At 49.7% G+C, this 23,246-nt stretch carries 27 protein-coding genes and 1 riboswitch; of the genes, 11 read left to right on the forward strand and 16 right to left on the reverse strand.

Annotation, left to right across the window (positions count from 1 at the left end):
• Positions 1-164: 164 nt before the first annotated feature.
• Positions 165-1,235, forward strand: coding sequence for a ribosome small subunit-dependent GTPase A (gene rsgA, locus N530_RS0112520; RefSeq protein ID WP_026480963.1), 1,071 nt, complete (start codon positions 165-167; stop codon positions 1,233-1,235).
• 94 nt (positions 1,236-1,329) lie between these two features.
• Here the strand turns inward: rsgA and N530_RS0112525 are convergent, their stop codons facing one another.
• Entirely contained in the window at positions 1,330-2,532 is a 1,203-nt protein-coding gene (locus tag N530_RS0112525; protein WP_026480964.1) for a pyridoxal phosphate-dependent aminotransferase, read from the reverse strand.
• A gap of 226 nt (positions 2,533-2,758) precedes the next feature.
• On the opposite strand from N530_RS0112525, the gene N530_RS18100 reads away from it, so the two are divergent.
• The 4 genes from N530_RS18100 to N530_RS0112545 all read left to right on the forward strand — a co-directional run bounded on the left by N530_RS18100 (position 2,759) and on the right by N530_RS0112545 (position 5,420).
• Positions 2,759-3,631, forward strand: a complete 873-nt coding sequence (locus N530_RS18100; RefSeq protein ID WP_051540938.1) for an EAL domain-containing protein — start codon at positions 2,759-2,761, stop codon at positions 3,629-3,631.
• 96 nt (positions 3,632-3,727) lie between these two features.
• Positions 3,728-4,348, forward strand: a complete 621-nt coding sequence (locus N530_RS0112535) for a glutathione S-transferase family protein (protein ID WP_026480965.1) — start codon at positions 3,728-3,730, stop codon at positions 4,346-4,348.
• 105 nt (positions 4,349-4,453) lie between these two features.
• Entirely contained in the window at positions 4,454-4,786 is a 333-nt protein-coding gene (locus N530_RS0112540; RefSeq protein WP_026480966.1) for a hypothetical protein, read from the forward strand.
• Positions 4,787-4,919: 133 nt separating this feature from the next.
• Positions 4,920-5,420 carry a DUF1499 domain-containing protein gene (locus N530_RS0112545; RefSeq protein ID WP_026480967.1) on the forward strand — a complete coding sequence of 167 codons (501 nt, stop codon included), beginning with the start codon at positions 4,920-4,922 and terminating at the stop codon, positions 5,418-5,420.
• 41 nt (positions 5,421-5,461) lie between these two features.
• Here the strand turns inward: N530_RS0112545 and N530_RS18695 are convergent, their stop codons facing one another.
• Entirely contained in the window at positions 5,462-6,559 is a 1,098-nt protein-coding gene (locus tag N530_RS18695; RefSeq protein WP_081773963.1) for a DUF1176 domain-containing protein, read from the reverse strand.
• 199 nt (positions 6,560-6,758) lie between these two features.
• Here N530_RS18695 and N530_RS0112555 point away from each other — a divergent pair, with 199 nt between their 5' ends.
• The 4 genes from N530_RS0112555 (at position 6,759) to N530_RS0112570 (ending at position 9,121) form a co-directional block, all read left to right on the forward strand.
• Complete coding sequence (locus N530_RS0112555; RefSeq protein WP_026480968.1) at positions 6,759-7,682, forward strand: DMT family transporter; 924 nt, start codon at positions 6,759-6,761, stop codon at positions 7,680-7,682.
• Between the two features lie 312 nt (positions 7,683-7,994).
• Positions 7,995-8,243: a DUF1344 domain-containing protein gene (locus N530_RS0112560; RefSeq protein ID WP_018690024.1), complete on the forward strand. Its 249-nt coding sequence runs from the start codon at positions 7,995-7,997 to the stop codon at positions 8,241-8,243.
• A 173-nt stretch (positions 8,244-8,416) separates the two neighbouring features.
• On the forward strand, positions 8,417-8,656 hold the full coding sequence (locus N530_RS18110; RefSeq protein ID WP_035267114.1) for a DUF1344 domain-containing protein: 240 nt from the start codon (positions 8,417-8,419) through the stop codon (positions 8,654-8,656).
• A gap of 60 nt (positions 8,657-8,716) precedes the next feature.
• Positions 8,717-9,121 (forward strand): acyl-CoA thioesterase, encoded by a 405-nt coding sequence (locus tag N530_RS0112570; protein ID WP_026480969.1) that lies wholly within the window; start codon positions 8,717-8,719, stop codon positions 9,119-9,121.
• A gap of 41 nt (positions 9,122-9,162) precedes the next feature.
• On the opposite strand, the gene N530_RS18115 is transcribed toward N530_RS0112570, so the two are convergent.
• The 3 genes from N530_RS18115 to N530_RS0112585 form a co-directional block, all read right to left on the reverse strand.
• Positions 9,163-9,909, reverse strand: coding sequence for an extensin family protein (locus N530_RS18115; RefSeq protein WP_162150959.1), 747 nt, complete (start codon positions 9,907-9,909; stop codon positions 9,163-9,165).
• A 136-nt stretch (positions 9,910-10,045) separates the two neighbouring features.
• Positions 10,046-10,708 (reverse strand): TenA family protein, encoded by a 663-nt coding sequence (locus N530_RS0112580; protein WP_026480970.1) that lies wholly within the window; start codon positions 10,706-10,708, stop codon positions 10,046-10,048.
• A gap of 77 nt (positions 10,709-10,785) precedes the next feature.
• Positions 10,786-10,901: riboswitch (TPP riboswitch) on the reverse strand.
• A gap of 106 nt (positions 10,902-11,007) precedes the next feature.
• Entirely contained in the window at positions 11,008-11,481 is a 474-nt protein-coding gene (locus N530_RS0112585) for a PRC-barrel domain-containing protein (protein WP_155851990.1), read from the reverse strand.
• A gap of 140 nt (positions 11,482-11,621) precedes the next feature.
• On the opposite strand from N530_RS0112585, the gene N530_RS0112590 reads away from it, so the two are divergent.
• Positions 11,622-12,308, forward strand: coding sequence for a zinc metallopeptidase (locus tag N530_RS0112590; protein ID WP_026480972.1), 687 nt, complete (start codon positions 11,622-11,624; stop codon positions 12,306-12,308).
• Here the strand turns inward: N530_RS0112590 and msrB are convergent, their stop codons facing one another.
• The 11 genes from msrB to N530_RS0112645 form a co-directional block, all read right to left on the reverse strand.
• On the reverse strand, positions 12,309-12,821 hold the full coding sequence (gene msrB / locus N530_RS0112595) for a peptide-methionine (R)-S-oxide reductase MsrB (protein WP_026480973.1): 513 nt from the start codon (positions 12,819-12,821) through the stop codon (positions 12,309-12,311).
• Between the two features lie 143 nt (positions 12,822-12,964).
• Positions 12,965-13,522, reverse strand: a complete 558-nt coding sequence (locus N530_RS0112600) for a fasciclin domain-containing protein (RefSeq protein WP_026480974.1) — start codon at positions 13,520-13,522, stop codon at positions 12,965-12,967.
• Between the two features lie 135 nt (positions 13,523-13,657).
• Positions 13,658-14,080, reverse strand: a complete 423-nt coding sequence (locus N530_RS0112605) for a hypothetical protein (protein WP_026480975.1) — start codon at positions 14,078-14,080, stop codon at positions 13,658-13,660.
• A 71-nt stretch (positions 14,081-14,151) separates the two neighbouring features.
• Positions 14,152-14,859: an anti-sigma factor domain-containing protein gene (locus N530_RS0112610; protein WP_026480976.1), complete on the reverse strand. Its 708-nt coding sequence runs from the start codon at positions 14,857-14,859 to the stop codon at positions 14,152-14,154.
• Positions 14,856-15,392 carry a sigma-70 family RNA polymerase sigma factor gene (locus N530_RS0112615; protein WP_026480977.1) on the reverse strand — a complete coding sequence of 179 codons (537 nt, stop codon included), beginning with the start codon at positions 15,390-15,392 and terminating at the stop codon, positions 14,856-14,858. Before N530_RS0112615 ends, N530_RS0112610 begins: the two co-directional genes overlap by 4 nt.
• A 163-nt stretch (positions 15,393-15,555) precedes the next feature.
• On the reverse strand, positions 15,556-15,999 hold the full coding sequence (locus tag N530_RS0112620; RefSeq protein ID WP_026480978.1) for a PAS domain-containing protein: 444 nt from the start codon (positions 15,997-15,999) through the stop codon (positions 15,556-15,558).
• 14 nt (positions 16,000-16,013) lie between these two features.
• Positions 16,014-16,763: a LuxR family transcriptional regulator gene (locus tag N530_RS0112625; RefSeq protein WP_026480979.1), complete on the reverse strand. Its 750-nt coding sequence runs from the start codon at positions 16,761-16,763 to the stop codon at positions 16,014-16,016.
• A gap of 467 nt (positions 16,764-17,230) precedes the next feature.
• Positions 17,231-17,656 (reverse strand): VOC family protein, encoded by a 426-nt coding sequence (locus N530_RS0112630; RefSeq protein WP_026480980.1) that lies wholly within the window; start codon positions 17,654-17,656, stop codon positions 17,231-17,233.
• A gap of 56 nt (positions 17,657-17,712) precedes the next feature.
• Entirely contained in the window at positions 17,713-18,576 is an 864-nt protein-coding gene (locus tag N530_RS0112635; protein WP_035267117.1) for an NgoMIV family type II restriction endonuclease, read from the reverse strand.
• Complete coding sequence (locus tag N530_RS0112640) at positions 18,573-19,532, reverse strand: DNA cytosine methyltransferase (RefSeq protein ID WP_026480982.1); 960 nt, start codon at positions 19,530-19,532, stop codon at positions 18,573-18,575. Before N530_RS0112640 ends, N530_RS0112635 begins: the two co-directional genes overlap by 4 nt.
• A 182-nt stretch (positions 19,533-19,714) precedes the next feature.
• Positions 19,715-19,864: a hypothetical protein gene (locus N530_RS0112645; RefSeq protein ID WP_035267120.1), complete on the reverse strand. Its 150-nt coding sequence runs from the start codon at positions 19,862-19,864 to the stop codon at positions 19,715-19,717.
• A gap of 139 nt (positions 19,865-20,003) precedes the next feature.
• Here N530_RS0112645 and uvrB point away from each other — a divergent pair, with 139 nt between their 5' ends.
• On the forward strand, positions 20,004-23,183 hold the full coding sequence (uvrB, locus tag N530_RS0112650; RefSeq protein ID WP_202899075.1) for an excinuclease ABC subunit UvrB: 3,180 nt from the start codon (positions 20,004-20,006) through the stop codon (positions 23,181-23,183).
• Positions 23,184-23,246: the final 63 nt, after the last annotated feature.

Below are 23,246 nucleotides of genomic sequence, written 5' to 3' on the forward strand. Positions count from 1 at the left end.
GAGATTTTATGTCCTGATAAAGTGGGGAGGCAAAACGCCCTCCCGATGCAAAGTTAAACCAGAATAACGCCCAATCTCTTTGCGCGACTGGTTTTCTGCAACCTAGTCAACCTACACTTTACGGCGCGGGCTTTACCCGTGTTTCAGAACGAAAGATATTATCAATGGCACGGGACTATTCCCATTTTTTACCAGCCTCAAGCGACATTCCAAAACGCGAGCGCTCCCCATTAGAAAACCTTGGCTGGAAACCTTTCTTTAGCCAGCAAACCAGCATTGCCGAACTTGCTGATACACCACCAGTTAGAGTAGTCGAAATCCATAGAAGCGGTTTGCGCCTACTTGGGGACGGCATCGATATCACGATCCCGCCCGGCCCCGAAGCAACGGTTGGCGACTGGCTTTTATATGATCAGCATCACCCATCCCGCAGCAAGGTGTTAGAGCGCAGCAGTGTTTTTGAACGCCGCGCACCCGGCACAGATCACGAACGGCAGCTAATCGGCGCCAATGTGGATACCGCGTTCATCGTGTCTTCATGTAACGATGATTTCAACGTTGCAAGACTTGAGCGCTATGTCGCTCTGGCTTTCGAGGCAGAAGTCACGCCGGTGATCCTGCTTACAAAGGTCGATCTTTGTGATGATCCGGCAGCCTATGTTGAAGCGGCAAGCGCAATTTCAAACCGTGTCGTTGTGGAAGTGCTCAACGCTCGAACGGACGAGCCAATTGCCAAGCTCTCCCCATGGTGCAAACATGGACAAACTATTGCGTTTTTAGGGTCATCAGGCGTTGGAAAATCCACACTGGTCAATGCTCTGTTTAAAAGCAACATCGCAGCAACAGCAGCCATTCGAGAAGATGACAGCAAGGGACGCCATACGACAACGCACCGTCAATTGCACTTCGCACCCGATGGCTGTGCAATACTGGATACCCCTGGAATACGTGAGCTTCAGCTGACAAATGCTGAAGCTGGGATTGCAGAACTCTTTGACGATATAGTCACGCTCGTATCTCAATGTCGCTTCAGAGACTGTAGCCATGAAACAGAGCCTGGCTGCGCCATTCAAAAAGCGTTGGCAGAGGGAGAGATTGACGCGCCGAGGCTTGCTCGATGGAACAAATTGGTTGCCGAAGAGCGCTTTAATTCATCGACCTTGGCTGAACGCAAGGCTGGCGGTAAATCGCTGCACAAAATGATCCGCTCAGTCCAAAAGAAAAACAGAAAATAAAGCGGCGTGCCGCAAATAAACGCGCATATTAATAATCAAAAACGGGGGCCGATCATCACCTGCCCCCGTTCTTATCATTCACATTTAAGCCTGCTTATTTACAAGCAGCACAGAAGCGCTGAATGCGTTCGCAAGCAACTTCCAGTATGTCGGTTGATGTCGCATAGGAAACGCGGAAGTTTGGCCCAAGACCAAAGGCCGAACCATGAACAGCCGCAACGCCTTCTTCGGCCAGCAATTCCATGACGAAATCTTCGTCCGTTTCAATCACTTTGCCCGATGGTGCTGTTTTGCCAATCAGCGCTTTGCATGATGGGTAAACATAAAACGCACCTTCTGGCTTTGGACATTCAAGACCAGATGCCTGATTGAGCATAGACACAACAAGATCACGGCGCTCTTCAAACTTGCCGCGCGCTTCTTCAATATAGTCTTGCGGACCGTTAAGCGCTTCAACTGCTGCCCATTGTGCAATAGAACACGCACCCGATGTCTGCTGACCTTGGATCATGTCCATCGCCTTGATAAGTTCAAGCGGCCCAGCGGCATAACCAATGCGCCAGCCTGTCATCGCATAGGCTTTTGAAACACCGTTCATGGTGAGCGTGCGATCATAAAGCTTAGGCTCTACTTGCGCTGGTGAGTAATATTTAAACCCACCATAGCAAAGGTGCTCATACATATCGTCGGTCAAAACCCACACATGCGGATGGCGCACAAGCACATCGGTCAGCGCTTTTAACTCATCATATGAATAAGCAGCGCCAGATGGGTTTGACGGCGAGTTGAACATAAACCATTTTGTTTTCGGTGTAATCGCCGCTTCAAGCGCTTCTGCAGTCAGTTTGAAATTGTCTTCGATTTTGGTTTCCACGAACACATTCGTGCCACCACAAATCGCCACCATTTCAGGATAGCTCACCCAGTAAGGCGCAGGAATAATAACTTCGTCGCCCGCATTGAGCGTCGCCATAAAAGCATTGAACAAAATCTGCTTGCCGCCAGTGGCAACAATAGTCTGCGCCGGTGTGTATTCAAGATCGTTTTCGCGCTTGAATTTCGCAGCAATCGCCTCGCGCAGCGGCACAATACCAGATACGGGCGTATATTTTGTTTCGCCCCGATTGATCGCGTCAATCGCTGCATCTTTAATGTTTTGCGGCGTATCAAAATCAGGTTCACCAACGGAAAGCGAAATGACGTCCTTGCCCGTGGCTTTAAGCTCCCGAGCCTTCTGCGTGACAGCAATTGTCGCGGATGGTTTTACACGGGAAAGAATGTCAGCCAGGAATGCCATTTATTTAGTCTCCATCGAGTTTAAAAGCCGGAGGCAGGCTGCCTCCATTTAGGCGCCGTCGCTATGCGCTAATTTTATTCAAGGTGCAAGCGTTTGAACGCCCTGTACAGATAAAGGCCGCTAAATGGCAGAAAAAATGATTTTTCCTATAGCCAATGAATTCACCATTCGTTAACCATAAATTTAAAGGATTGGGGGATCATGACTTGTTACACAAATGAGTCGGATGGATATTTTGCAAAACAGCGCCAATAAATCAGTCGAAAAAGAAGAAGTCTCAGCCTGCTTAATGCGCGCCGATGACGGCTCTTGGGTCGGCAATTATCGCGGCTATGTCCTCAAATCAGCTTTTCAACCAATATTCAGGTTTATTGGCGGCAAGCTGCGCCCTGTTGCTTTTGAAGGATTGTTGCGCCCGCAAATAGGCGAAACTCCCATATTGCCCGGCGCTTTCTTTGGCCAGCTTGACCCTGACCAAGTGGGTTTGGTGGAAGCTGTGGCGCGAACACTTCATGTGCGCAATGCCGCGAGCCTTCCGGCGCAGGCGCGTCAACTGTTTTTGAATTTTGATCCAGCCGCCCTTTCCTCCAAGTCCACATTTGAAAAAATGATTGATGATCTTGGCACTGAATTACGGGCCTCTGATATAATGCCGAGCGCATGCGTTTGCGAAATCATCGAAAGCGCTGCCAAGAGCAAAGAGGACCTTAATTACTTCGTCTATTCGCTCCGTGCCCGTGGCTACCACATTGCTGTTGATGATTTTGGTGCAGAATCTTCCAATATGGAACGCATTGCAGACCTGACACCGGACATCGTGAAACTTGATGGCCCCATGGTCAAAAAGCTGATGGATAGCCCCGACGGTTACAAGCAACTCAAAAGCCTTATTGCGCATTTTAAAGAGCTTCGCATTCAGGTGGTTGCCGAAGGGCTAGAAGCACTTTGGCAAATCGAAATGGCCGAAAATGCTGGCGCGGAAATGGTGCAAGGCTTTGCCGCTGCGATGCCGCGCCTTGTTCCGGCAGATTTTAGTGAATGGTTTCAAGGAACCAAGACCTACCCAATGCCTTCCTTCGGTTATCCTGTCGCGCGTTAAGCTCAATATTTCTGACGATTTCATTCAAATAAAAACGATTGCTCGGCATCAATAGATTTGCTCAAAATCGGCTGACTGAAATCTTGGAGACGTCGCGTGCTAAAACTCTATTCCATGCCATCATCGGGCAATTCTTATAAGGTGCGCCTGCTGCTCAACCAGCTTGGCATCGCCTTTGAACATATTGATTGCGAATATAGTTCCGGCGCAACAACCAGCGATTGGTTCCGTGCGAAAAACCCAAATGGAAAAGTGCCACTGCTTGAGCTTGAAGATGGCCGCCTGATTGCAGAATCTAATGCTATCCTGCTCTATCTGGCACAGGGCAGTTCTTATCTGCCCGTCGATCGTTATGACCTTGCAAAAGTCCATGAATGGTTGTTCTTCGAGCAGAACTTCCACGAAGGCACCATTGCAACACGGCAAGCCATTTTTAAATATGAGCAGCGCGCCCATTTGCGTAACCCTGAACATCTTGACCCTTTGCTTGTTTCCGGTCACCGCGCGCTTGGCGTGATGGAAGCACAATTGGAAAAAACGCCATTCATCGCTGGCAATGATTATACAATTGCGGATATTGCGCTTTATGCCTACACGCACACAGCCGGTGAAATTGGCAAATTTGAGATGGAGCGCTTTCCGTTTATTAACAAATGGTTAAGTAATGTCTCTAAGCAAACACATCATGTGACCTTGGATTGGCTGCCTGCCACATAACGGCCACAAACTTACCTCGACATGGCCTAATTACGCGCCTCATCATGCCCCAATTTGATGCAAATTTTATCCAACAAGATAAAAGCTTAAAAGGCAGATCAAATTATGCGTATGTTACACAATGAACAGGAAATCGAGCGCGGCTATTGCCGCTCACTTATGATTGTTGCAGGCACATTCTTTATCGCCAATCTGGTACTTTTTATTGGCTTCACGGCATCGGCCAGCGCCCAAACAATGGATAGTGCAGCATCTGTAATGGCCCTTGCCAGAATGCTTGCCGCACCGGACGTCGCGTCCGATCTGACATTTGACAGCGGCAACCTGTTTATATTCGGCGCAATGGGTGCAGGTCTTTTGGTTATGGCTGGCGGTTTAATCGCCATGACAAAAAACCTCGTCCAAGATTTCACGCAGCCTGAAAAAACACGATACTAGCCACACAATGTGCGGCTATTACTAAGCCCGTCATTTTGCCCCCCACCATACGGGCTTAGAAAAACGCCGGTGTAACAGCCGGCGTTTTTGGTTTTGGCTTTGAATTCGAAAAACAGCGCCTTATATACGCGCTATGAAAATACTTCTCATTATCGTTTTACTCGTGTTCATCGCGGCCCTTTCATTCATCATTTATGGAAGGGAGAAAAGCTGGCAGTTATTTTTTGGCAATGCAGATTTAGGCGCGATTGATCTGACAAATATCAAACGCACAACAAAGCCACATGATGCGCTTTTGTGCAGCGCGGATGTTTGTAAATCTGATGCAGCAATAAATGAAACGCTTCCAACCTATAATGCCAAGGCTGAAGAGCTCATCATTATGATCGACAAGGCGTTTCAAGAAAGCGGCGTGATCTATGAGCGCGTTGATGATCGTGCCGATCCTTTGGCCGCACGCTATGTGACGCGCAGCAATCTAATGCGTTTTCCAGACACCAATCAATTTGTCGCTATTGATAATGCCGACGGCACGGCCAGCCTCATCGCTTATGCGCGCGCACAAATTGGCTATTCGGATGCAGGCGTGAATTTAAAGCGCCTTAAAGCGATCACCGCAAAGCTGCCGCACTAAGCGGCAAGCCTCTCGGGCCTTCGCATCAACTTTGGCTCGCATCAGTTTAAGGGCCAAAGCTTTTTGTAATCCGATAAATCTTCTTTGTAGATACCATCGCATGCAGATTTTTCGAGCGCCTCAACAAGCACAAAGCGATAGGTTCCGCCCTCACCTGCAAGGGTCCAACGGTTACTGGTCCCGCAATCGCCCAGACCACGTCCTTTAAAGAACGCGTAAAGTTCGCGCGTTTCACCATCCCAAACAATATTCCACGCTAAATCACTCACGCTCGGGCCTTCATTGCTCATCACAGGCAAAGCAAGCGGCGTAAACATATCGCCGCCCTCTATCCAAAAAGCATAAGGATAATTATAGGCACCCGCATCGCCGCAAGGCAGCGCTATGAGTTTATAACCATCATCCAGCCCTGCCGAAAACCCGCCATCAACGCGGCTTTGGCCCTCGCCGATTTCATTGCTGCAACGCCCGGCTTCTTTTCCAAAAAACGGCAGCAGATCAGCGGGCACATCCGACCAGCTGGAATAGTTGGTAATATTGACTTCTTCAATCGCCTCATCTGCCTCGGCTGGCACATTGGCGCTCAGCGCCATAAGCGCATTATTAGAACCGATCCTGCCTTGAGCCTCATCGGCAAAGATAAACCCAGCTGTAATACCTGACAGTGAAAATGGCGCTGTCGTGCGTCCCGAACGTGTTGTGTAGCTGATTTGAATTTGCTTACCGCGCCGCACAGCCTTCATCAGCTTGGTCACGTTTTCCTGATCATTATAGAGATACTCATAGGTCGCAGCGCGGTAGCTAAGCTTTGATACATCAAGCTGCATCACCATTTCGCCATCGACCATAATTTGCAAATTACTGCCACCGCGCAAAGCAGGCCGAGCGCTGATCACCATCTGCACAGGTGAATCCGGTGCTGCTGTTCGTCTAAAACCAAAACTTGAGAGAGAAACACTCCGGTTCGCAATATAGATATTACAAAGCAGCGCATTGTTGCATGCCACATTCACATCGCGCACGCGCTTGAATTGGTTGGCATGGGCGCTTTGCCCTATTCCAATAATAAGCATCGAGCATATGGCCATTGCCCACAGCGCTATCGTCGCATTTCTAGTTAATCTCGTCGATTGGGTCATGCTAAATTGCACCTGTTGATCAATTAAGTTTATGTGGGACAGACACAATGAAACTTCCAGTGCGCCCGACTTGAGTTCCGTATAAACCTGACGACCATCGTGGGCAGAAATGCGCTTGAGAACAAGGGCTAAGCGTGCAAAACATCAACAAGTTTTCATATTCGCTCATTTGAGCCCAACAAGACTGGAGCAGCTGAACATGCGCCGTATTTATGCCAATCTATTATTGCTGTTTGTCGGCGCTGTCTGGGGCATGGGCTTCGTTGCGCAATCAACGGCGATGGACGAAATTGAGCCAATATTTTTCACCGGAATACGATTTTTAGCCGCAGCGATTGCGGTGCTGCCCTTTGCGATTTGGGAACAAAAGCGCCGCGCCCGCACAATGCCTGAGAGCGAGCCAACTTTAACGCGCAAAAATCTTCTCAATTTTGCAATCCTCGGCGCCATATTGTTTAGCTCATTGGCAACCCAGCAAATCGGCCTCTTGACGACTTCCGTTACCAATTCTGGCTTTTTGACCGGCATTTACGTTGTCATGGTGCCCGTGCTTGGTTTGCTTGTGCTGCGCCAAGTGCCGCACACCATTATCTGGCCTGCCTCTGCGCTCACACTTACAGGCATTTTTCTTTTGTCTGGCGGCAGCCTCACGGGCCTGACAACAGGCGACTATTGGACTATTTTATGCGCGGTTCTTTGGGCATGTCATGTGCTGTTTCTTGGCCGCGTATTGACCACACAGCGCGGCGGCAACACGCCGTTTACTTTGGCAACAACACAATTTTTCACCTGCGCCATACTTGGTCTTGTGCTGGCATCCTTTTTTGAAACAATGTCATGGGCAATCCTTGTTGCCGCAGCGCCTGAAATCCTGTTCGCTGGCGTCGTCTCTGGCGGTGTCGCCTTCACGCTTCAAGCCGTTGCCCAGCAATATACAACCGCGCCGCAAGCTGCCATTTTCATGTCATCGGAGGCGCTTTTTGCGGCCCTCTTCGGCGCAATCATTCTTGGCGAGCGCATTGGCTTTTCCGGCTACATTGGCTGCCTATTGATCTTCGCAGCCATGCTCGCGGTTGAAATTATCCCAATGTTGCGGCTGCGCGGACGCACTCAAATTTCGTAACAAGCGATCAACTCAAAATTCTCCTGCATCTTTGTGATCGCTCTTGCCCAACCGCTTGGGCGCTCACAACAGAATTATGGCTCACGCGCTTCCAGCAAAGCCGCACGAACACACCTAAATACGGCAAACCGAAACCAAATAAGGCATAATTATGTCATTGTTTTTACTTGATTTTTTAACATCAAGTGATTTGAGTTTAATACCACTATCGTCCACATTGGTGGAGCGGAACGGCTGAACACCTCGATCCCCCAACCCTAAACGTTCAGACGTTGCGCATCTTTAAATGTTAAACTTAAAAGGAACACGACGATGAAAAAACTACTATCCGCAGCCCTAGTAAGTGCATCTGTTCTTGGCGCAACATTGCCAGGTTTTGCTGGTGAAGGCGAAGGTGTCGTAGCCGCCATTGAACCGGCAACAGGCACAGTCATGCTTGAGGACGGCACCGCATGGACAGTTGGCGCAGAGGTTGATGTTTCAGCGCTCGCAGTCGGCGATTCAGTCAAGGTAACATATGAAGACGGCACGACAGTGCTGACATCTGTTGAAAAGATGTAATTTTATAAATTCGGCGGCAGGCAATCTATTTTGCCTGCCGTTTTTCGGCCATCAATATGCCGTCAAATGACCGCTTGCCGGCATTCTTCCATAGCCCTAACATCCCCTCGTCCGGCAACGCTTTAATCCTATAAAGCGGCTGTGTACGGGCAAAACCTATTGGAAATTGACCGATGAAAAAATTTGCTTTTGCATTGATTATTATCGCCGCGACAACCGCTTCAGCTTTTGCTGCAGAAATCGAAGGCACGGTAGAAAATGTAGATCTTGATAACATGAAGATCACGCTTGCCGATGGCAAGGAGTACAAAGTTGCTCAAGGCATTCCGCTTGAAATCTTGGCTGAAGGCGCAAATGTGATCCTCAACACAAATGATGATGGCACCGCAACTGACATCATGTTGATTGATTGATCTAAATGTACAAACCTCTGGACTTCGCTTCACGGTTACATACGATGCGAAAAACGGAGGATGACAATGCCAAATTCTAAGCCAGATAATCCGCGCGGTGAACTGACAATCCGAACACTCGCCATGCCGGGCGACACCAATGCTGCCGGCGATATTTTCGGCGGCTGGGTGATGGCACAAATGGATTTGGCATGCGGTATTCGCGGCGCAGAACGCGCGGGCGGGCGCATTGTAACCGCCGCAGTCAACGAAATGTCGTTTGCCAGCCCTGTTAAAGTGGGCGACACGCTTTCAATCTATTCGGACATTGAAAAAATCGGCAATAGCTCAATGGTTTTATACATTGAGGCGTGGGCGCAGCGTTATCTAACAGATGTCAGCGAACGGGTGACTTTCGCACGCTTTACCATGGTGGCGATTGATACAAACGGCAAACCAACCAAAATTCCGCCCTTACCGAAGTAACGGCCTATCCCACGATATGAGATAACCACCCCATCCAGCAATCACATGCTGCAATAGGTCTTTGAACGTTGGCGTATATCGAAGTGGAAATGGTCATGGTGATCGCGGTCGCCCGGTCCAAGCACCGTACCAAACCGGTCACACGCCTGCCCGCGCACAGATTTCAAAAAGCTCTTCTCACGCCAAGCAAAAAAGGCTGGCTTGGCAACTTTAATCACGCGGCCGTTTTTCAGTTTAAACGAACCAATATCCACCGCATTGCCTTTGGAATGTTCCGACCATTTGTCTGTGCGTGCAATCTGACGGCATGAATAAGACGACATCTGCCTAATCTCGGCAATACCTGAAAGATAGCGTGAGCGTGCAGTTGGGCCAGCATCGCGTTGCAACCATTGCGCCATAGCAAGCGCTGCTTGACAGTTCAATTTCGCAGCAGGCTTAAGCGCAACACCGCGCGCCAAAGCGCTCACCTCAACAGGATGCTCAATACCGCAACTGGCATTATCGTAAATTCTTGGAATATCTTGGAATGTCACACCCATACGCTTAAGCGCAATGCGGCATTGCTGTTCCTCGGCAGGCAAACCAGTGTTCTGCCGATTACCAAAGCCTGGAATACCCAAACGCGGAAAAGAAAATATCGAACTGGTCTTCGTTGATTGGTCCACGCCAGCACTTGGCGTCGGCACACCGTCCACCCAGCTTGCCCCCGTGCCGCAAGCAGCAAGGATTCCTGATGTGATAATCAAGCTTAAGAAAGTCACACTTTTTTTGCGTGGCAAAGACATAGCCGCTTCATCCATTCGGTTTTTAGGCAATCGCCTAATGTGAGTCCCCGAACAGATTGTACGGCCCGTTGGTGAACGCGCCGTGTGCAAACTTGGTAAAGAAAGTGTTACATAACCCAAAAGGGGCCACTTGAGGTCAGACCCGACTTGGTTCTTTGCCGACTTCATAAGCAGCGTTGAAGAAATCGAGCTCCAGCGACACAGTCCTTAAGAAAAAGTCGCGGGAGATTTCCGGAGCCGCTGGCCCTATCCTATCGAGCTCGGCGCGCAAGAACGCGACGAACGCCTGAAACTCAGGGTTGTCGTGGAGAGTGATCCACTCGGCATGTACAAAATTTTCCGGCAGTGCCTTTGGCGCGCGTGATGCCCAATCGTAATACAACCCCTCGACGACGTTCAGAACAGAGAGCACCGCCGCATAAGAGCGGGTCGCAGCGGCCTCCCTCATGATCGATTGGAAGCCTTTTGTCGGCTCGCCATCAGGGGTGGCCGCCCGGTCCTCATCTGTCACACTTAGCGCCTCGAAAGCTCGTAGAAAATAGGTGTTTTCCTCGCCAGCCACCATGCCAGCGAAACGGCCGAAGCGAAGTCGTGCCTCAAACGTATCGGCCGAAGCTATCGCCGCACCGAGCAGCGTCAAAAAGCTGTCGAGGAAACGGTGATCCTGCACAAGATAGGAGGTCATCACTTTGTTAGAGATGGTCCCAGCGAACAGTTCGCTGACAAACCGGTGCTGAACGGCCATCGTCCAGGTTGGTTCACTGGCCTGTTTGAGAATTTCGGTGAAACGTTCGGTCATGGTGCTGCCCTTTCGTGGCTGACAGCGAGACCGCAAGCTATTGGCATAGGTCGGCCTCGCAAAGAGGCCGGCAAAGGGCAGGCGCATATTCCCATCCCTTCGCCGGCATGATCCGGATCAGGTTCGAAGGGTCACCGCGCTGCTTGCGCGAGCGGTCTCTCAGCCTCTTGTCGGGGCTCCCCTTGGTTAGTCAACCGATAACCGGAAGCTTTCCCGCCGTCAACGTTTCTGCCAGACGTATTGCCGAAATAACCAAAAGGGGCCATAAGGCCCCTCATATTCATGCAGTTTGGGTATGATTATTCAACCAGTGATGCGGTTTGCAAATATTCGTCCGGCGTTTGAAGGCTGGCTAAAGCACGCAGCGTATAGCTTGTTGTCACGTTCCAATCATTAAGCTGCACACTGCGTGCATCAATAACGATTTCTTCGTTCAAACGGCCCTCACCGCCCGGTGTAATAAACAATGTTTCAATGTCACCATTGGGCGCCATGACAGCATCTGAAACATAACCAGCCACTTGGCCATCGGCGGTTTCAACAGTCATGCCCATCCAAGCATCATTGAGCGGATGTTCTTCAATCATCGCCTCATCAAAGCTTTCAGAATAAGCGCTTTCGCCTTCAACGGCATAAGCATTGGATAAATCATCAGCCTGTGCAACGCCAAGCGAACCCACAATAAAGGTGCTTGAAACCAAAGCCGCTTGCAAAAATGCAGCAAGGCCAGTTTTGCGTTTTGACGCTTCAATAATTTTAAGGTCTGTAAACATCCTCTTATCCAATTCTTGTTTGCTCACTTCTGTGTTGAGCTTGTTGAATTTATCTGCGGCATTTACCGCTTTCTTGCTATATAAGCGCGCGAACCCCCATATTGGTTCCATAACGAACCGTTAACTTTTTAGGGTCTGCAATGGTGTTAATAGCCGGAATTGGTTTTTTGCTTATATTGGCTGCAATTTATGCGCCCCAATATTGGGTAAAGCACACAATGGAAAAGCACAGTGAACCACGGGCTGACTTCCCCGGCACTGGAGGCGAACTTGCGCGTCACCTGTTAGAAACATTTGAGGTGGAAAATGTTCGCGTTGAAGAAACGGAGCACGGCGACCATTATGACCCGCAAGACCGTGTTGTGCGCCTGTCATCAAAGAACTTTCATGACCCAAGCCTGACCGCTATTGCTGTGGCTGCACATGAGGTCGGCCATGCCATTCAGCATCACCGCGATGAGCGCGGCCTTAAAAATCGCCACCGATTGGTTAGCATAGCCATGGTGACCGATAAGATCGCAGGCATATTCTTTATTGCTGCGCCTGTACTCTTTGTCATTGTGCGCGCACCTGCCGCAATATTTGCAATGATTGCACTTGGCATAATGCTCTTGGCCGTGCGCGTTCTAGTGCATCTTTTCACCCTGCCTGTTGAATATGATGCCAGCTTCAACAAAGCGCTGCCGATTTTAAAACAGGGCGGGTATTTGCAAGGCGAAGATCTAGCAGTCGCCCAATCTGTGCTAAAAGCAGCCGCTTTAACCTATGTTGCAGGCGCGTTAATGAGCCTGTTGAACCTAGCCCGGTGGATTAGGCTCCTGCGATAATTACGCAGGCACAAATTTGAGCGCGACACCGTTCAAGCAGTGGCGCAATCCCGTTGGTTCCGGTCCATCATCGAAAATGTGGCCCAAATGGCCTTCGCAGCGGCGGCAATGCACTTCTGTGCGCGTGGAGAAAAACGAGCTGTCTTCTTTGGTGCGAACCGCATCATCAATATTGTCGTAAAAACTCGGCCAGCCTGTGCCGCTGTCATATTTTGTTTCGGATGCATAAGTTGGTAAATCGCACCCTGCGCAATGAAATGTGCCAGCGCGTTTTTCATCATTGAGCGGACTTGTAAATGCGCGCTCGGTGTCCTCTTCACGAAGAACGCCATATTGAGTTTCAGATAATATCGCACGCCATTCTTCAGCCGTTTTGGTGACCTCATAGGTCATGTCACCAGCTTCAGGCGGGTATTTTCCCGTGGCAGCTTTCGTCGAAACGATACCAGCGCCAAGCATCGCGATATTCGCGCCTATTATAGAGCTGTATTTTAAAAAGCTTCTGCGTTGCATGACGATCTCCTCAATTGTTTATAGTCTAACTTTAAGTTTGGTCCAAAGCGCGTTTGCATTTTCATAAAAAAGCCCCCAACCCTAAGGTTGAGGGCAATTTTCGATGTGTCCGAAGTCACTTCGAACAACATGCAACCCTGCTATTAGCTTGCAGGTAGAAGAACTTTGTCAATCACGTGAATGACACCATTTGACTGGTCAACATCAGCGATTGTTACGTTAGCAACATTGCCTTGACCGTCTTCGATCATCACTTTGTCACCTTCATATTTGACAGTAAATTCACAGCCGCCAACTGTTTTAACAGTATGAGCACCGCCATCATCGTCGATCATTTTTGTGATGTCTTTTGACATCGCGTCCGCAGCAACAACATGACAAGTCAGAATTTTTGTAAGCTGATCTTTGTTTTCAGGCTTCAAAAGAGTTTCAACTGTACCTTCTGGCAAAGCTGCAAATGCATCATTCGTTGGTGCAAACACTGTGAACGGGCCTTCACCTGAAAGCGTTTCAACAAGGCCAGCAGCTTTAACAGCAGCAACCAATGTTGTGTGGTCTTTTGAGTTAACAGCATTTTCAATGATGTTTTTGTCTGCAAACATTGGCGCGCCGCCAACTTCTGGGTTCATCGCAAATGCAGTGGAAGCCGATGCTGCAACGATCAAAGCTGCAACGCTTGTTTTTAATGTCGTGAATTTCATTTTATAACTCCTCTAAAATCATGCTTTGTGCATGTTCAAAAGTAGTCACGCGGCAGCGTCTGATTTAGTTTCACTAAATACAAAAAAACCGCCGAAAATTTTCGGCGGCTTCTTTTGAATGGATTTTAAAGGCGCTTATTGAGCGCTAATAACGCTCATTACCAATTTGTCGTCAACTTTGATTGGACCATCTTCTTTAGCGCCAAGCGTATATTCAAAAACACCTGTTTTCATGCCGCCAGCTTCAGAGTGAACCATCAACATCAGCTTGTCGCCAGAGGCAACTTCCTCAGTCAAAATTGCAGTCACATCCATGTTCATGCCTTCTTTGATTGGCGCATAGCCAACAACTGGGCCAGGTTTCATGGTGTCATCTGTACGGTGAACAACAAGCCAGCCATTTTCGCCAGCCGTAATTTCTGCTGCCGTCACAGTGCCGCCTGAAACATCTTGGTCCGAGGCTGTTACGCCCAGTGATGCGTGAGCAGCTGCGAATGCACCTGTGGCAATGGCCGCAGATGCAATTGTAGTTGTGATAAATGATGTAAGTTTAGTCATTGGAAACTCCCTTTGTGCATGTTCAAAAGCAGTCACGGAGCAGCCCGACAAATAGTTTCACGCATCAGCAATTAAATTTGCTGAACAGGTCCTGCAGCAAGCAAAGCGCCCGTTGGTTTGCCTGTGGCCGAACCGCCATCTGGCTCATCGGTAATCGCAAGCACCGCCTCAGAAGACATCGCAGCCTGAAGTTCCTCAGGCACATCGACTTCATAAATTGCGTCTGTCGGCAGAACACCCAAAGACACAGGATCTTGCGTGCCAGCAATGATCCATAATTCGAAGTCACGGCTTTCAGCCGCTTCACCAGCCGTGCGCTTTAAACGCAGTTTCTTGGCGCTATCATCATAATAGGCAACAAGGCGAAGGTCGGAATTTTCACCGGCCATTTGCGCCACAAACACATTGCCACCATCACGTTGCGGCGGCGAAATAACATTATTCGCATAAAGACCGCCAACAACGATAAGTCCTGCCAGTGATGCAACAGAAAGCCCGCGCCAGAAACCGAGCGAACGCCACCAACCAGCTTCAGTGCTCGCCGATGTGAAAAGACGGCTTTCCAATTTTCGCAGCACAGACGCAGGCGCCTCAACAGGTTCAACCTCGTCTGCAAGCGTTACAAATTGAGAGTTCCACCAGGCAACACGGTTGCGCAAATTGGCTTCTGTAACAATGCGCTTTTCCAATGAAACGCGCTCGCCATGAGGAAGCGTGCCAAGCGCATATTCTGCCGCGAGCATCTCGTCCTTCTCATCTATGGTCACTTGCGAACTCATTGTTCCAAACATTCCCTTAAGCTGATGAGACTCCGGCGTAGCCAAGTCCGCATCGTGTTTATTGGCACGCTAAATCGCTCTGCCAACTCGTCATAACTATAACCTTCAACATAGGCCCCGCGCACAGCAAGAGCCTTCTGCTCGTCTAATTCTTGCAAGCAGCTGTCAATGCGCTTGCCCTCGGAGGTATTGATTGCCTCCTGTTCAGGCGTCTTGCTATCGTCAGACACGTCAAACGCATCATCAATATCAATGGCAATCGGTTTACGCGCTCTGATGACATCAATTGCGTGGTTTCTTGCGACCACAACAAGCCATGACATCGGGCTGTACTGATTGACAGCGAACTTGTCTGCATTGTTCCAGATTTTAACATAAATCTCTTGCAATGCGTCTTCCGCTTCGGCCCTGTTATTTAAGATACGCAGCACGACACCAAAAAGTTTCGCAGAGGTCAAACTATATAGCTGTGTAAATGAGGCGCGGTTTCTCAGCGCGCATTGCGAGATCAAATTTCCAATATCGTCGGACATGCTTCAATCCCTCCCGATGGCAACAATGCACCGTGCCAGTTAAACAAGCACGACTTCATGGTCATATTACGCTTAAGGCAGCATATCAGATTGAAAATATTATAAATTAATATTTGCATCACCGCTTATAGCTGCCAATCTGGGTGCCGCATCAATCAAAAGCCTATTCAATAGCAACGCTGCGAACAGGTGCCTGAAACTGGGAAAATGTGCCGTAAAGTTCATCGCCATTGGCAGTGGTGCGAAAAACACCTGTCGATTTTACCAAAACTTGCGGCCCATCTGTTGGCAATAAACGCAGAACAAACCGAAAGCCGGACTTATTGGCAATCGCTTCTTCAACACATTGCATCACCAACTCACGGTCTTCTGGGTGATAAGCATTAACCGCCGACACCAAATCCACCGGACCTGCTGTAGGCGACATGCCGTGAATGAGATAAACATCGCGGGTCCAATAAGTAAGACCAGTCGCAATATCCAAGCGCCATGCACCATAAGGGTCAAAACTGCTTAAGGGGTCGAGTAATGAAATACCTTTAAGCCCGATTGCGGCGAGGTCCTGTGAAGATTTTTCTACTTCACCAATTTGCATTGCAAGTGCCATTGATGACCTCCTAACTATTTAAGTAACCCCATACGCATCGCTTTACTAACAGCGTGCGCACGGTTTTGTGCGTTTAGTTTTTGACAAATCGAGCCAAGATAATGGTTGATTGTATGTTCCGAAATATCGAGAATTGATGCAATTTCAGCGCTGGTTTTGCCTGCCGCCGTCCATGTAAGACACTCTGCTTCGCGCGGTGATAGCGCCATGTCAGATGTGCTTTTTTTAATTTCAAATTGCTTCAGCTTGGCGAAAATGGATTGCGAGAGAAAATTAAGCGTCAGCATTTCGGCCATCGATAAAGCATCGCGTTTGCCTGAAAACGAAACCGCGCCTAATTCACCCGCTGCTGTGTGAACGGAAAAATAAACGCCCATCTCCAAGCCGAAATCTCTGAACAATTCGACCGCAGCATTGGCTTTTTCACCTTCGGCGCGTTCAACGTTAATCGCGTCAAGTTCCCATACAATAGGTTCTACGCTGGATTTCAAACGGGCAATGATGGGGCTTTTTTTGAGCAAGCCCAATTCATCATAGGCGTTGACGAGTTCCGGCGGCCAGTTGGAGACAACAGACAAATCAGAAAGGTTTTGCTGCGCATCCGTGGGAATGTTGATGGATGAAAAATGTGTAAAATCATATTCTACGCAAATCGAGCGTAGCAACCGAAAAACATCATACGATGTTTGGCAGCCAGCGATCAGCGGAAGGAAATTGGTTCCTTCAGACGTCGGCGCAGGCGCTGCTTGTTTAATCGGAACCATTGAGTAACCCAGAACAAATTTCGCTTGTGGCGCAGAAGAAACCACGCCGCGAAATTGTTCTATCTTAAAAAAATTAAGAAAATGACAAAACCGGCCCGCGCTCATAGGCACGATCCGTTTCAATCATAGATACCCAAGGCGCAACAGCGCCATTTTGATCTCATATCCTGTATTGCGGCGGTTTGTTCCGCCTTTGCAATTCAGGTTTGCCGGATAACCAGCCTTTTACTCACTCAATTCATGGAAGCTTTCTGCGAAGCTTTCTCATCATGCTATGGAATTTAGCAATTGGGTCTTAAATCCAAGTATGCCGCGCCAACACAATACGAGGGGTAAGTATTATGGGGCTATTTTTGACCACCATATTTTAACGATACGCTAACCACGCCCAATCAAGGCGTGATAAAACTGCTTTAATCACAAGCAAATGAAACAACCTTCAATCAGCAAAAATTCAAACCTGAAATTTACGCCTCGGCAGGCAGCTCATCGCAGCCAATCATCCAGCGCACACCAAACTTGTCACGCAACGTACCAAACCCAGCACTCCAGAAAGTCGCGGCCCAAGGCATCGTAATGTCAGCGCCATCGGCCAATTTATCATAGATAGCCTTAGCTTCATTGGCCGTTGAAAAATTCAGCATCACCGACGCGCCATCCATTTGTGCGCTGGTCTCCATGAGGTTATCCGAAGCCATGATCGTATCATCGCCAATTTTCAATTTGGCGTGCATAATCCAATTCTTCTTGTCCTCTGGCACACCAAATTCAGGATCTGGCGGCATATCAGCACCAAGCATTTTATCTTCAATCGTGGCACCAAGCACTTGCTCATAAAAGATAAGCGCTTCGGCACAATTTCCGTTGAAAAATAGATAGGGTATAATCTGCATGATCTTCTCCCAAAATTGAGAGAGAATTGTAGCATGATTAAGGAAAATTGCGTGGCTTAAATAGCTAAATCAAATGGCAAATCAGCTATATCGCGCAAACGATTGCCATCTAGCATCGAGCTCAATATGTCATATGCAGAGTCATCTTTCTTAACTGCTTCTATCAATTCAGTAAGAGCAAAATGATAAACACAATCTAACTCACCTGTTCCGAAGGCCAGTGAAGCTATACGTCCAGGTGTTGGTTCACCTGTAATGACGACAACATGCGGAACACGCCCTTTTCTATTTTTCATGAGGTTTAGGGCTTCGGTTCGAGCGTTTTGTGCTCGATCGCTACGAATAGTCCATTTACAAGAAATAGTTGCGTGAAGCAGCATAAGGGAATTATTAACAGCTCTAAACGGCGTGCGCCTTGCATTCTCAAAATCAAGGCCGCTGGTAACACTCGATCCAATTCGCTCATCCGGTTCTGGTTGTCTCGCAACCAAAACGTCGGGCTTAATCAAATAGTCTGAACCAATCGCGGCCTTCAAGCGAGGGTTTTCACGGGAAAGTTCTTCCAGCGAGGCCAAATGGGCGAATTGCTCAAAATAAGCCAATCCATTCCCGCCCTGAATCCCATCACAACCTATTATCCATTTCCCAGGCCTAACAGCGTCCAAATGCTTAAATGCAGCACTCAAATAAGCCGCGCATATTTGTTCAAACTTTGCTCCTGCGGTTTGACCAGATAATTTGATTTCATCTGCAGCAACATTTTGTGAAAGTTGTGCGTAAATGGCAGAGGCCAAACGAACACTTGGTCTACTGCTCTTATCCGCGTTGCTGACAACGCCTTGGTTCACAGAGAGAACGCCACTACTCAACAAAGTAGAATGAAATGCTTTTCTAAGATTAGCTTGATGCGACAAACTCATTCTGCAGCCACTAATTGTTGTCCAGCGTACTCTCCAATAGTAGAAGCGATCAGACTAGCAACTCCTTTGGCAAATGGCGGAGGAAAAGCATTGCCGACTTGGCGATAAGAATTGGTCTTTTTGCCATAAAACTCCCAAGTGTCGGGAAACCCTTGAATTCTTGCTGCCATGCGAACAGTTAGGCGCGGCATACCAAAATGATCAGCATCAGGACTGTCATCTGCTATTGTTCGGCCTTCAACACCCAATTCAGCCCAAGCTTGACGAGCGCGTGTAGGACCAAGGTCAGGTCCACCATGTCTTTTAGAGCCTCCGACAAGAGTTGGAGCAATTTTATTAGCCTTTTCTTTCCATGAAGAAGCGCCATTCCAACCGTTTTTCTTCATCAAATCATGAAGAACCTCTCCCACAGTTTTCGGTTTGATAGGCTTAATATCTATAACAAAATCAGCAGCCAAATGATTTTTCAAAGCAATCATAACAACGCGCGGACGCAATTGCGGCACTCCAAAATCACTTGCGTTTAATAACGTCCATTGAACACTGTAACCTTGCCTAATTAACCGCAACTCAATCTGTCTACGGTAGTTATCAAACGCCTTGTTCAGCATGCCTCGCACATTCTCAAACATGATAGCATTTGGCTGAACAATCTCGGCAATTTCAACGCCACGTGTAAAAAGATTTCGTTCATCTTTTTCACCCAATTGCTTTCCAGCGATGGAGAATGGTGGGCAAGGCAATCCTCCGGCGAGAAGATCCACGCCTTTAAACTGCGCGAAATCATAATCTTCAAACAGATCATGTTCGATAACGTTCCACTTGGGTCTATTTAAGCGAAGCGTCTGGCAGGCATGATGATCGTTTTCGATCAGTCCCACATGCCTAAAACCAGCTTGTTCAAGACCCAAGGCCTGACCGCCAGCACCTGCACAAAGTTCCAAAGATGTTAGCATCAATAAAGTCCTCTCCGTACAACAGTACGCATTAGACCATCATTACACCACAAGAACAATACGTGAACAAATAATTTTACACAACTCTTACAAGGGTATAGTTCCCCATTTAGGACTTAGCTTGACCTTTAAGCCCAAAACCCGCGCTATGCGCGCGGGCCGTTGATCACAATTTCCACATATTAATTGCCTGAGCGCACTACATTGTTGGTTGCATCTACGGTGGCGTCCACGGCGTTGGCCGTATCTTGTCCCGCCCCTCGGATTGTATTGGCGCAGCCTGCAAGTGCGATGACGAATGTTGTGACCAAAATCGCTTTTAAAAATGACATTGAATAACTCCTTTGAAAAACGAATAACGCGCAAAGGTGTCACTGGTTCCCTGCCCTCCTGACATCGTCCTGTCAGTATCCCGTTGAATATTTAATATGCCCCCTTTCTTTCGCGGCATCATTTTCCCATATTGCACGTATGGCTAAACGACCTCCCAAAAAAACAGGCAACCCGTCACAGATTGACGAGGCTGCAGACGCACGCGCATCAAGTGACGAAGCGCGCGACAATTCCTTTATGAAAAACGCACCTGACCAGCCTTCTGGCATGGGAGAAATGCCGCAAGCAGAGTTTGAAGGCGCGGAGATTTCCGGCTCGTCCATTTCCGATTGGGTCAATCAATTGGAAGAAGAAGCCGCGCGCGACCAACGGCGCGAAGAAACCCGCGACATTCGCTCCAAAGCTGGCAAGCACCGCCGCAAAGTGGAGCAAAAAGCCGCCAAAGAAAAAACCAAGACGGATACTTTAAAGGGCGACCGCCCGTCCGCGCCTTCGCGCGGGAGCGCTTCTTCAAAGCGCGATAAGGAAATAATCGGCGATAAACGCACCGGTGGCGGCACATCCATCGGTGGCACCAACGATCCAAAGAAACGCGCCGCAGCGGGCCTTAATCCCGTTGCAGGTCTCGACGTATCGCTAGAAGAGGCAGGGCAACTTGCCTCGACAACAGGCGTTACGGCCACGGTGGAAGCGCTCAAAGATTTGATCGACAGCGGCAATCCGCTCTTCAAGAACGGCCAGCAATGGGTGCCGCACCGCCCTGCCCGTCCGGAGAAATCCGAAGGCGGCATCAAGATTGAGATGGTCACGGAGTATAAACCGGCCGGCGATCAACCAACCGCGATTAAAGACCTTGTGTCGGGCCTAACGGACGGCGACCGCATGCAAACACTGCTCGGCGTTACCGGATCGGGCAAAACCTTCACCATGGCGAAAGTCATTGAGGAAACGCAGCGCCCCGCGCTTATCCTTGCGCCCAACAAGACGCTTGCCGCGCAGCTTTATGGCGAAATGAAAAGCTTCTTCCCCAACAATGCGGTCGAATATTTCGTCTCCTATTATGATTATTATCAGCCCGAAGCCTATGTGCCGCGCACCGATACATTTATTGAGAAGGAAAGCTCGATCAACGAGCAGATCGACCGGATGCGCCACTCCGCGACCCGTTCACTGCTAGAGCGCGATGATTGTATTATCGTCTCGTCCGTGTCGTGCATTTACGGTATCGGTTCGGTGGAAACCTACACCGCGATGACGTTCCAAATGTCGGTCGGCGACCGCGTCAACCAGCGCGAATTGCTCGCCGATCTGGTCGCTCAGCAATATAAGCGCCAAGACATCAATTTCGTGCGCGGCTCGTTCCGTGTGCGCGGCGACACGATCGAGATTTTCCCCGCCCACTTGGAAGATGCCGCTTGGCGCGTCTCGATGTTCGGCGATGAGATCGATTCCATTACCGAGTTCGACCCGCTCACAGGCAAGAAAACCGGCGATCTGAAAAGCGTCAAAATCTACGCCAATTCGCACTATGTCACGCCCCGCCCGACGCTTAATCAGGCGCAGGAGAAGATCAAAGCCGAGCTCAAGCACCGTCTTGTTGAACTCAATGAAGCTGGCCGCCTGCTGGAGGCGCAGCGGCTCGAACAGCGCACGCAATATGACCTTGAAATGCTCGCCGCGACAGGCTCGTGCCAAGGCATCGAGAACTATTCGCGCTATCTAACCGGACGCGCCCCTGGCGAGCCACCGCCGACGCTTTTTGAATATATTCCCGACAATGCGCTGGTGTTCTGCGACGAAAGCCACGTCACGATTCCGCAAATCGGCGCGATGTATAAGGGCGACTTCCGCCGCAAGGCAACGCTGGCCGAATATGGCTTCCGCCTGCCTTCTTGCCTCGATAACCGCCCCTTGCGCTTTGAGGAATGGGACGCGATGCGCCCGCAAACCATCGCCGTGTCCGCCACCCCTTCCGCTTGGGAGATGGAACAATCCGGCGGCGTGTTTGCCGAGCAGGTCATCCGCCCAACCGGCTTGATCGACCCGCCCGTGGAAATCCGTCCTGCCAAAGATCAGGTGGACGATGTGGTCGGCGAAATCCGTGCCACAGCGCAGGCCGGATACCGCACGCTGTGCACGGTGCTCACCAAGCGCATGGCCGAAGATTTGACCGAATATCTGCACGAACAAGGCATCCGCGTGCGCTACATGCACTCCGACATTGATACGCTGGAGCGCATCGAAATCATCCGCGATCTGCGCCTTGGCGCGTTTGACGTGCTGGTGGGCATCAACTTGCTGCGTGAGGGTCTCGACATTCCTGAATGTGGTTTTGTCGCCATTTTGGATGCGGATAAGGAGGGCTTTTTGCGCTCCGAAACCTCGCTGGTGCAAACCATTGGCCGCGCCGCGCGTAATGTCGACGGCAAGGTCATCCTCTATGCGGACCGTATCACCGGCTCGATGCAACGCGCGATGGACGAAACCACCCGCCGCCGCGAAAAACAGGTCGCCTATAATGAGGCCAACGGCATCACGCCGGAGTCCGTCAAGTCCAACATCGCCGATATTCTCGACAGCGTTTACGAGCGCGACCATGTGACCGCCGATATTAAAACCGCGTCGGGTGGCAAAGCTGACGCGCTGGTGGGCAACAATCTTGCGGCGCACCTCAAAGCGCTGGAAATTGAAATGCGCGATGCGGCCGCTGATCTCGACTTTGAAAAAGCCGCGCGTCTGCGCGACGAAATCAAACGCCTGCGTGAAACCGAACTGGCGGTCATGGATGACCCTCTGGCCCGCAATACGGGTATTGAGAATACGCAAGACAGCCGGAAGAGAAAGGCTCAAGGCAAGACAAGCGTAGCGCCGTCGAAGGGTCGAGAGACAAGCGCAGCGCCGTCGGCGACCGAAACCGTACCAGTTGATAAAACTGAAAACAGCGTTTTCAGAAAAAACACCCTCGACGAAATGACCGTTGGCCGCACGGAAAAACCCGCCACGCCTGAGGGGTGGTCACAGCCGCGCAAGACGTGGACGGAAGACGCTAAGGGTGGGTTCTCATCAGATGGTGCAGCGCATGGTAAGGCAGACGAAAAGGCGCAGGACTCCCCTTCTACCCGTTCACGGGGAGAAGGTGGCACGCGCAGCGTGACGGATGAGGGGCAAAAGGGCGACCGCCCGTCCGCGCCTTCGCGCGGGAGCGATAGCGAGCCTATAATAAAAAGACACCGCATTGGCGCTGGTTCTTATGAAGACCCTGCCGATGCCCGCAAGGCTAAACGCAGACCGGGAAAGACTGGAAGGCCGGGGAAGTAGCTAAATAAAGTTCTGACAAACGCACAGCATAAAATTGAAATGCAAAAAAAATCGTGCTAGAAA

It is taken from the genome of Ahrensia sp. 13_GOM-1096m (genome assembly GCF_000620605.1).
GTDB lineage: Bacteria > Pseudomonadota > Alphaproteobacteria > Rhizobiales > Rhizobiaceae > Ahrensia > Ahrensia kielensis.

Bases quoted from the DNA above. Each gene is read 5' to 3' on its own strand.
- rsgA (WP_026480963.1), top strand. From the start codon at position 165: ATGGCACGGGACTATTCCCATTTTTTACCAGCCTCAAGCGACATTCCA.
- N530_RS0112525 (WP_026480964.1), bottom strand. From the start codon at position 2,532: ATGGCATTCCTGGCTGACATTCTTTCCCGTGTAAAACCATCCGCGACA.
- N530_RS18100 (WP_051540938.1), top strand. From the start codon at position 2,759: ATGGATATTTTGCAAAACAGCGCCAATAAATCAGTCGAAAAAGAAGAA.
- N530_RS0112540 (WP_026480966.1), top strand. From the start codon at position 4,454: ATGCGTATGTTACACAATGAACAGGAAATCGAGCGCGGCTATTGCCGC.
- N530_RS0112545 (WP_026480967.1), top strand. From the start codon at position 4,920: ATGAAAATACTTCTCATTATCGTTTTACTCGTGTTCATCGCGGCCCTT.
- N530_RS18695 (WP_081773963.1), bottom strand. From the start codon at position 6,559: ATGACCCAATCGACGAGATTAACTAGAAATGCGACGATAGCGCTGTGG.
- N530_RS0112555 (WP_026480968.1), top strand. From the start codon at position 6,759: ATGCGCCGTATTTATGCCAATCTATTATTGCTGTTTGTCGGCGCTGTC.
- N530_RS0112560 (WP_018690024.1), top strand. From the start codon at position 7,995: ATGAAAAAACTACTATCCGCAGCCCTAGTAAGTGCATCTGTTCTTGGC.
- N530_RS18110 (WP_035267114.1), top strand. From the start codon at position 8,417: ATGAAAAAATTTGCTTTTGCATTGATTATTATCGCCGCGACAACCGCT.
- N530_RS0112570 (WP_026480969.1), top strand. From the start codon at position 8,717: ATGACAATGCCAAATTCTAAGCCAGATAATCCGCGCGGTGAACTGACA.
- N530_RS18115 (WP_162150959.1), bottom strand. From the start codon at position 9,909: ATGTCTTTGCCACGCAAAAAAAGTGTGACTTTCTTAAGCTTGATTATC.
- N530_RS0112580 (WP_026480970.1), bottom strand. From the start codon at position 10,708: ATGACCGAACGTTTCACCGAAATTCTCAAACAGGCCAGTGAACCAACC.
- N530_RS0112585 (WP_155851990.1), bottom strand. From the start codon at position 11,481: ATGTTTACAGACCTTAAAATTATTGAAGCGTCAAAACGCAAAACTGGC.
- N530_RS0112590 (WP_026480972.1), top strand. From the start codon at position 11,622: ATGGTGTTAATAGCCGGAATTGGTTTTTTGCTTATATTGGCTGCAATT.
- msrB (WP_026480973.1), bottom strand. From the start codon at position 12,821: ATGCAACGCAGAAGCTTTTTAAAATACAGCTCTATAATAGGCGCGAAT.
- N530_RS0112600 (WP_026480974.1), bottom strand. From the start codon at position 13,522: ATGAAATTCACGACATTAAAAACAAGCGTTGCAGCTTTGATCGTTGCA.
- N530_RS0112605 (WP_026480975.1), bottom strand. From the start codon at position 14,080: ATGACTAAACTTACATCATTTATCACAACTACAATTGCATCTGCGGCC.
- N530_RS0112610 (WP_026480976.1), bottom strand. From the start codon at position 14,859: ATGAGTTCGCAAGTGACCATAGATGAGAAGGACGAGATGCTCGCGGCA.
- N530_RS0112615 (WP_026480977.1), bottom strand. From the start codon at position 15,392: ATGTCCGACGATATTGGAAATTTGATCTCGCAATGCGCGCTGAGAAAC.
- N530_RS0112620 (WP_026480978.1), bottom strand. From the start codon at position 15,999: ATGGCACTTGCAATGCAAATTGGTGAAGTAGAAAAATCTTCACAGGAC.
- N530_RS0112625 (WP_026480979.1), bottom strand. From the start codon at position 16,763: ATGGTTCCGATTAAACAAGCAGCGCCTGCGCCGACGTCTGAAGGAACC.
- N530_RS0112630 (WP_026480980.1), bottom strand. From the start codon at position 17,656: ATGCAGATTATACCCTATCTATTTTTCAACGGAAATTGTGCCGAAGCG.
- N530_RS0112635 (WP_035267117.1), bottom strand. From the start codon at position 18,576: ATGAGTTTGTCGCATCAAGCTAATCTTAGAAAAGCATTTCATTCTACT.
- N530_RS0112640 (WP_026480982.1), bottom strand. From the start codon at position 19,532: ATGCTAACATCTTTGGAACTTTGTGCAGGTGCTGGCGGTCAGGCCTTG.
- N530_RS0112645 (WP_035267120.1), bottom strand. From the start codon at position 19,864: ATGTCATTTTTAAAAGCGATTTTGGTCACAACATTCGTCATCGCACTT.
- uvrB (WP_202899075.1), top strand. From the start codon at position 20,004: ATGGCTAAACGACCTCCCAAAAAAACAGGCAACCCGTCACAGATTGAC.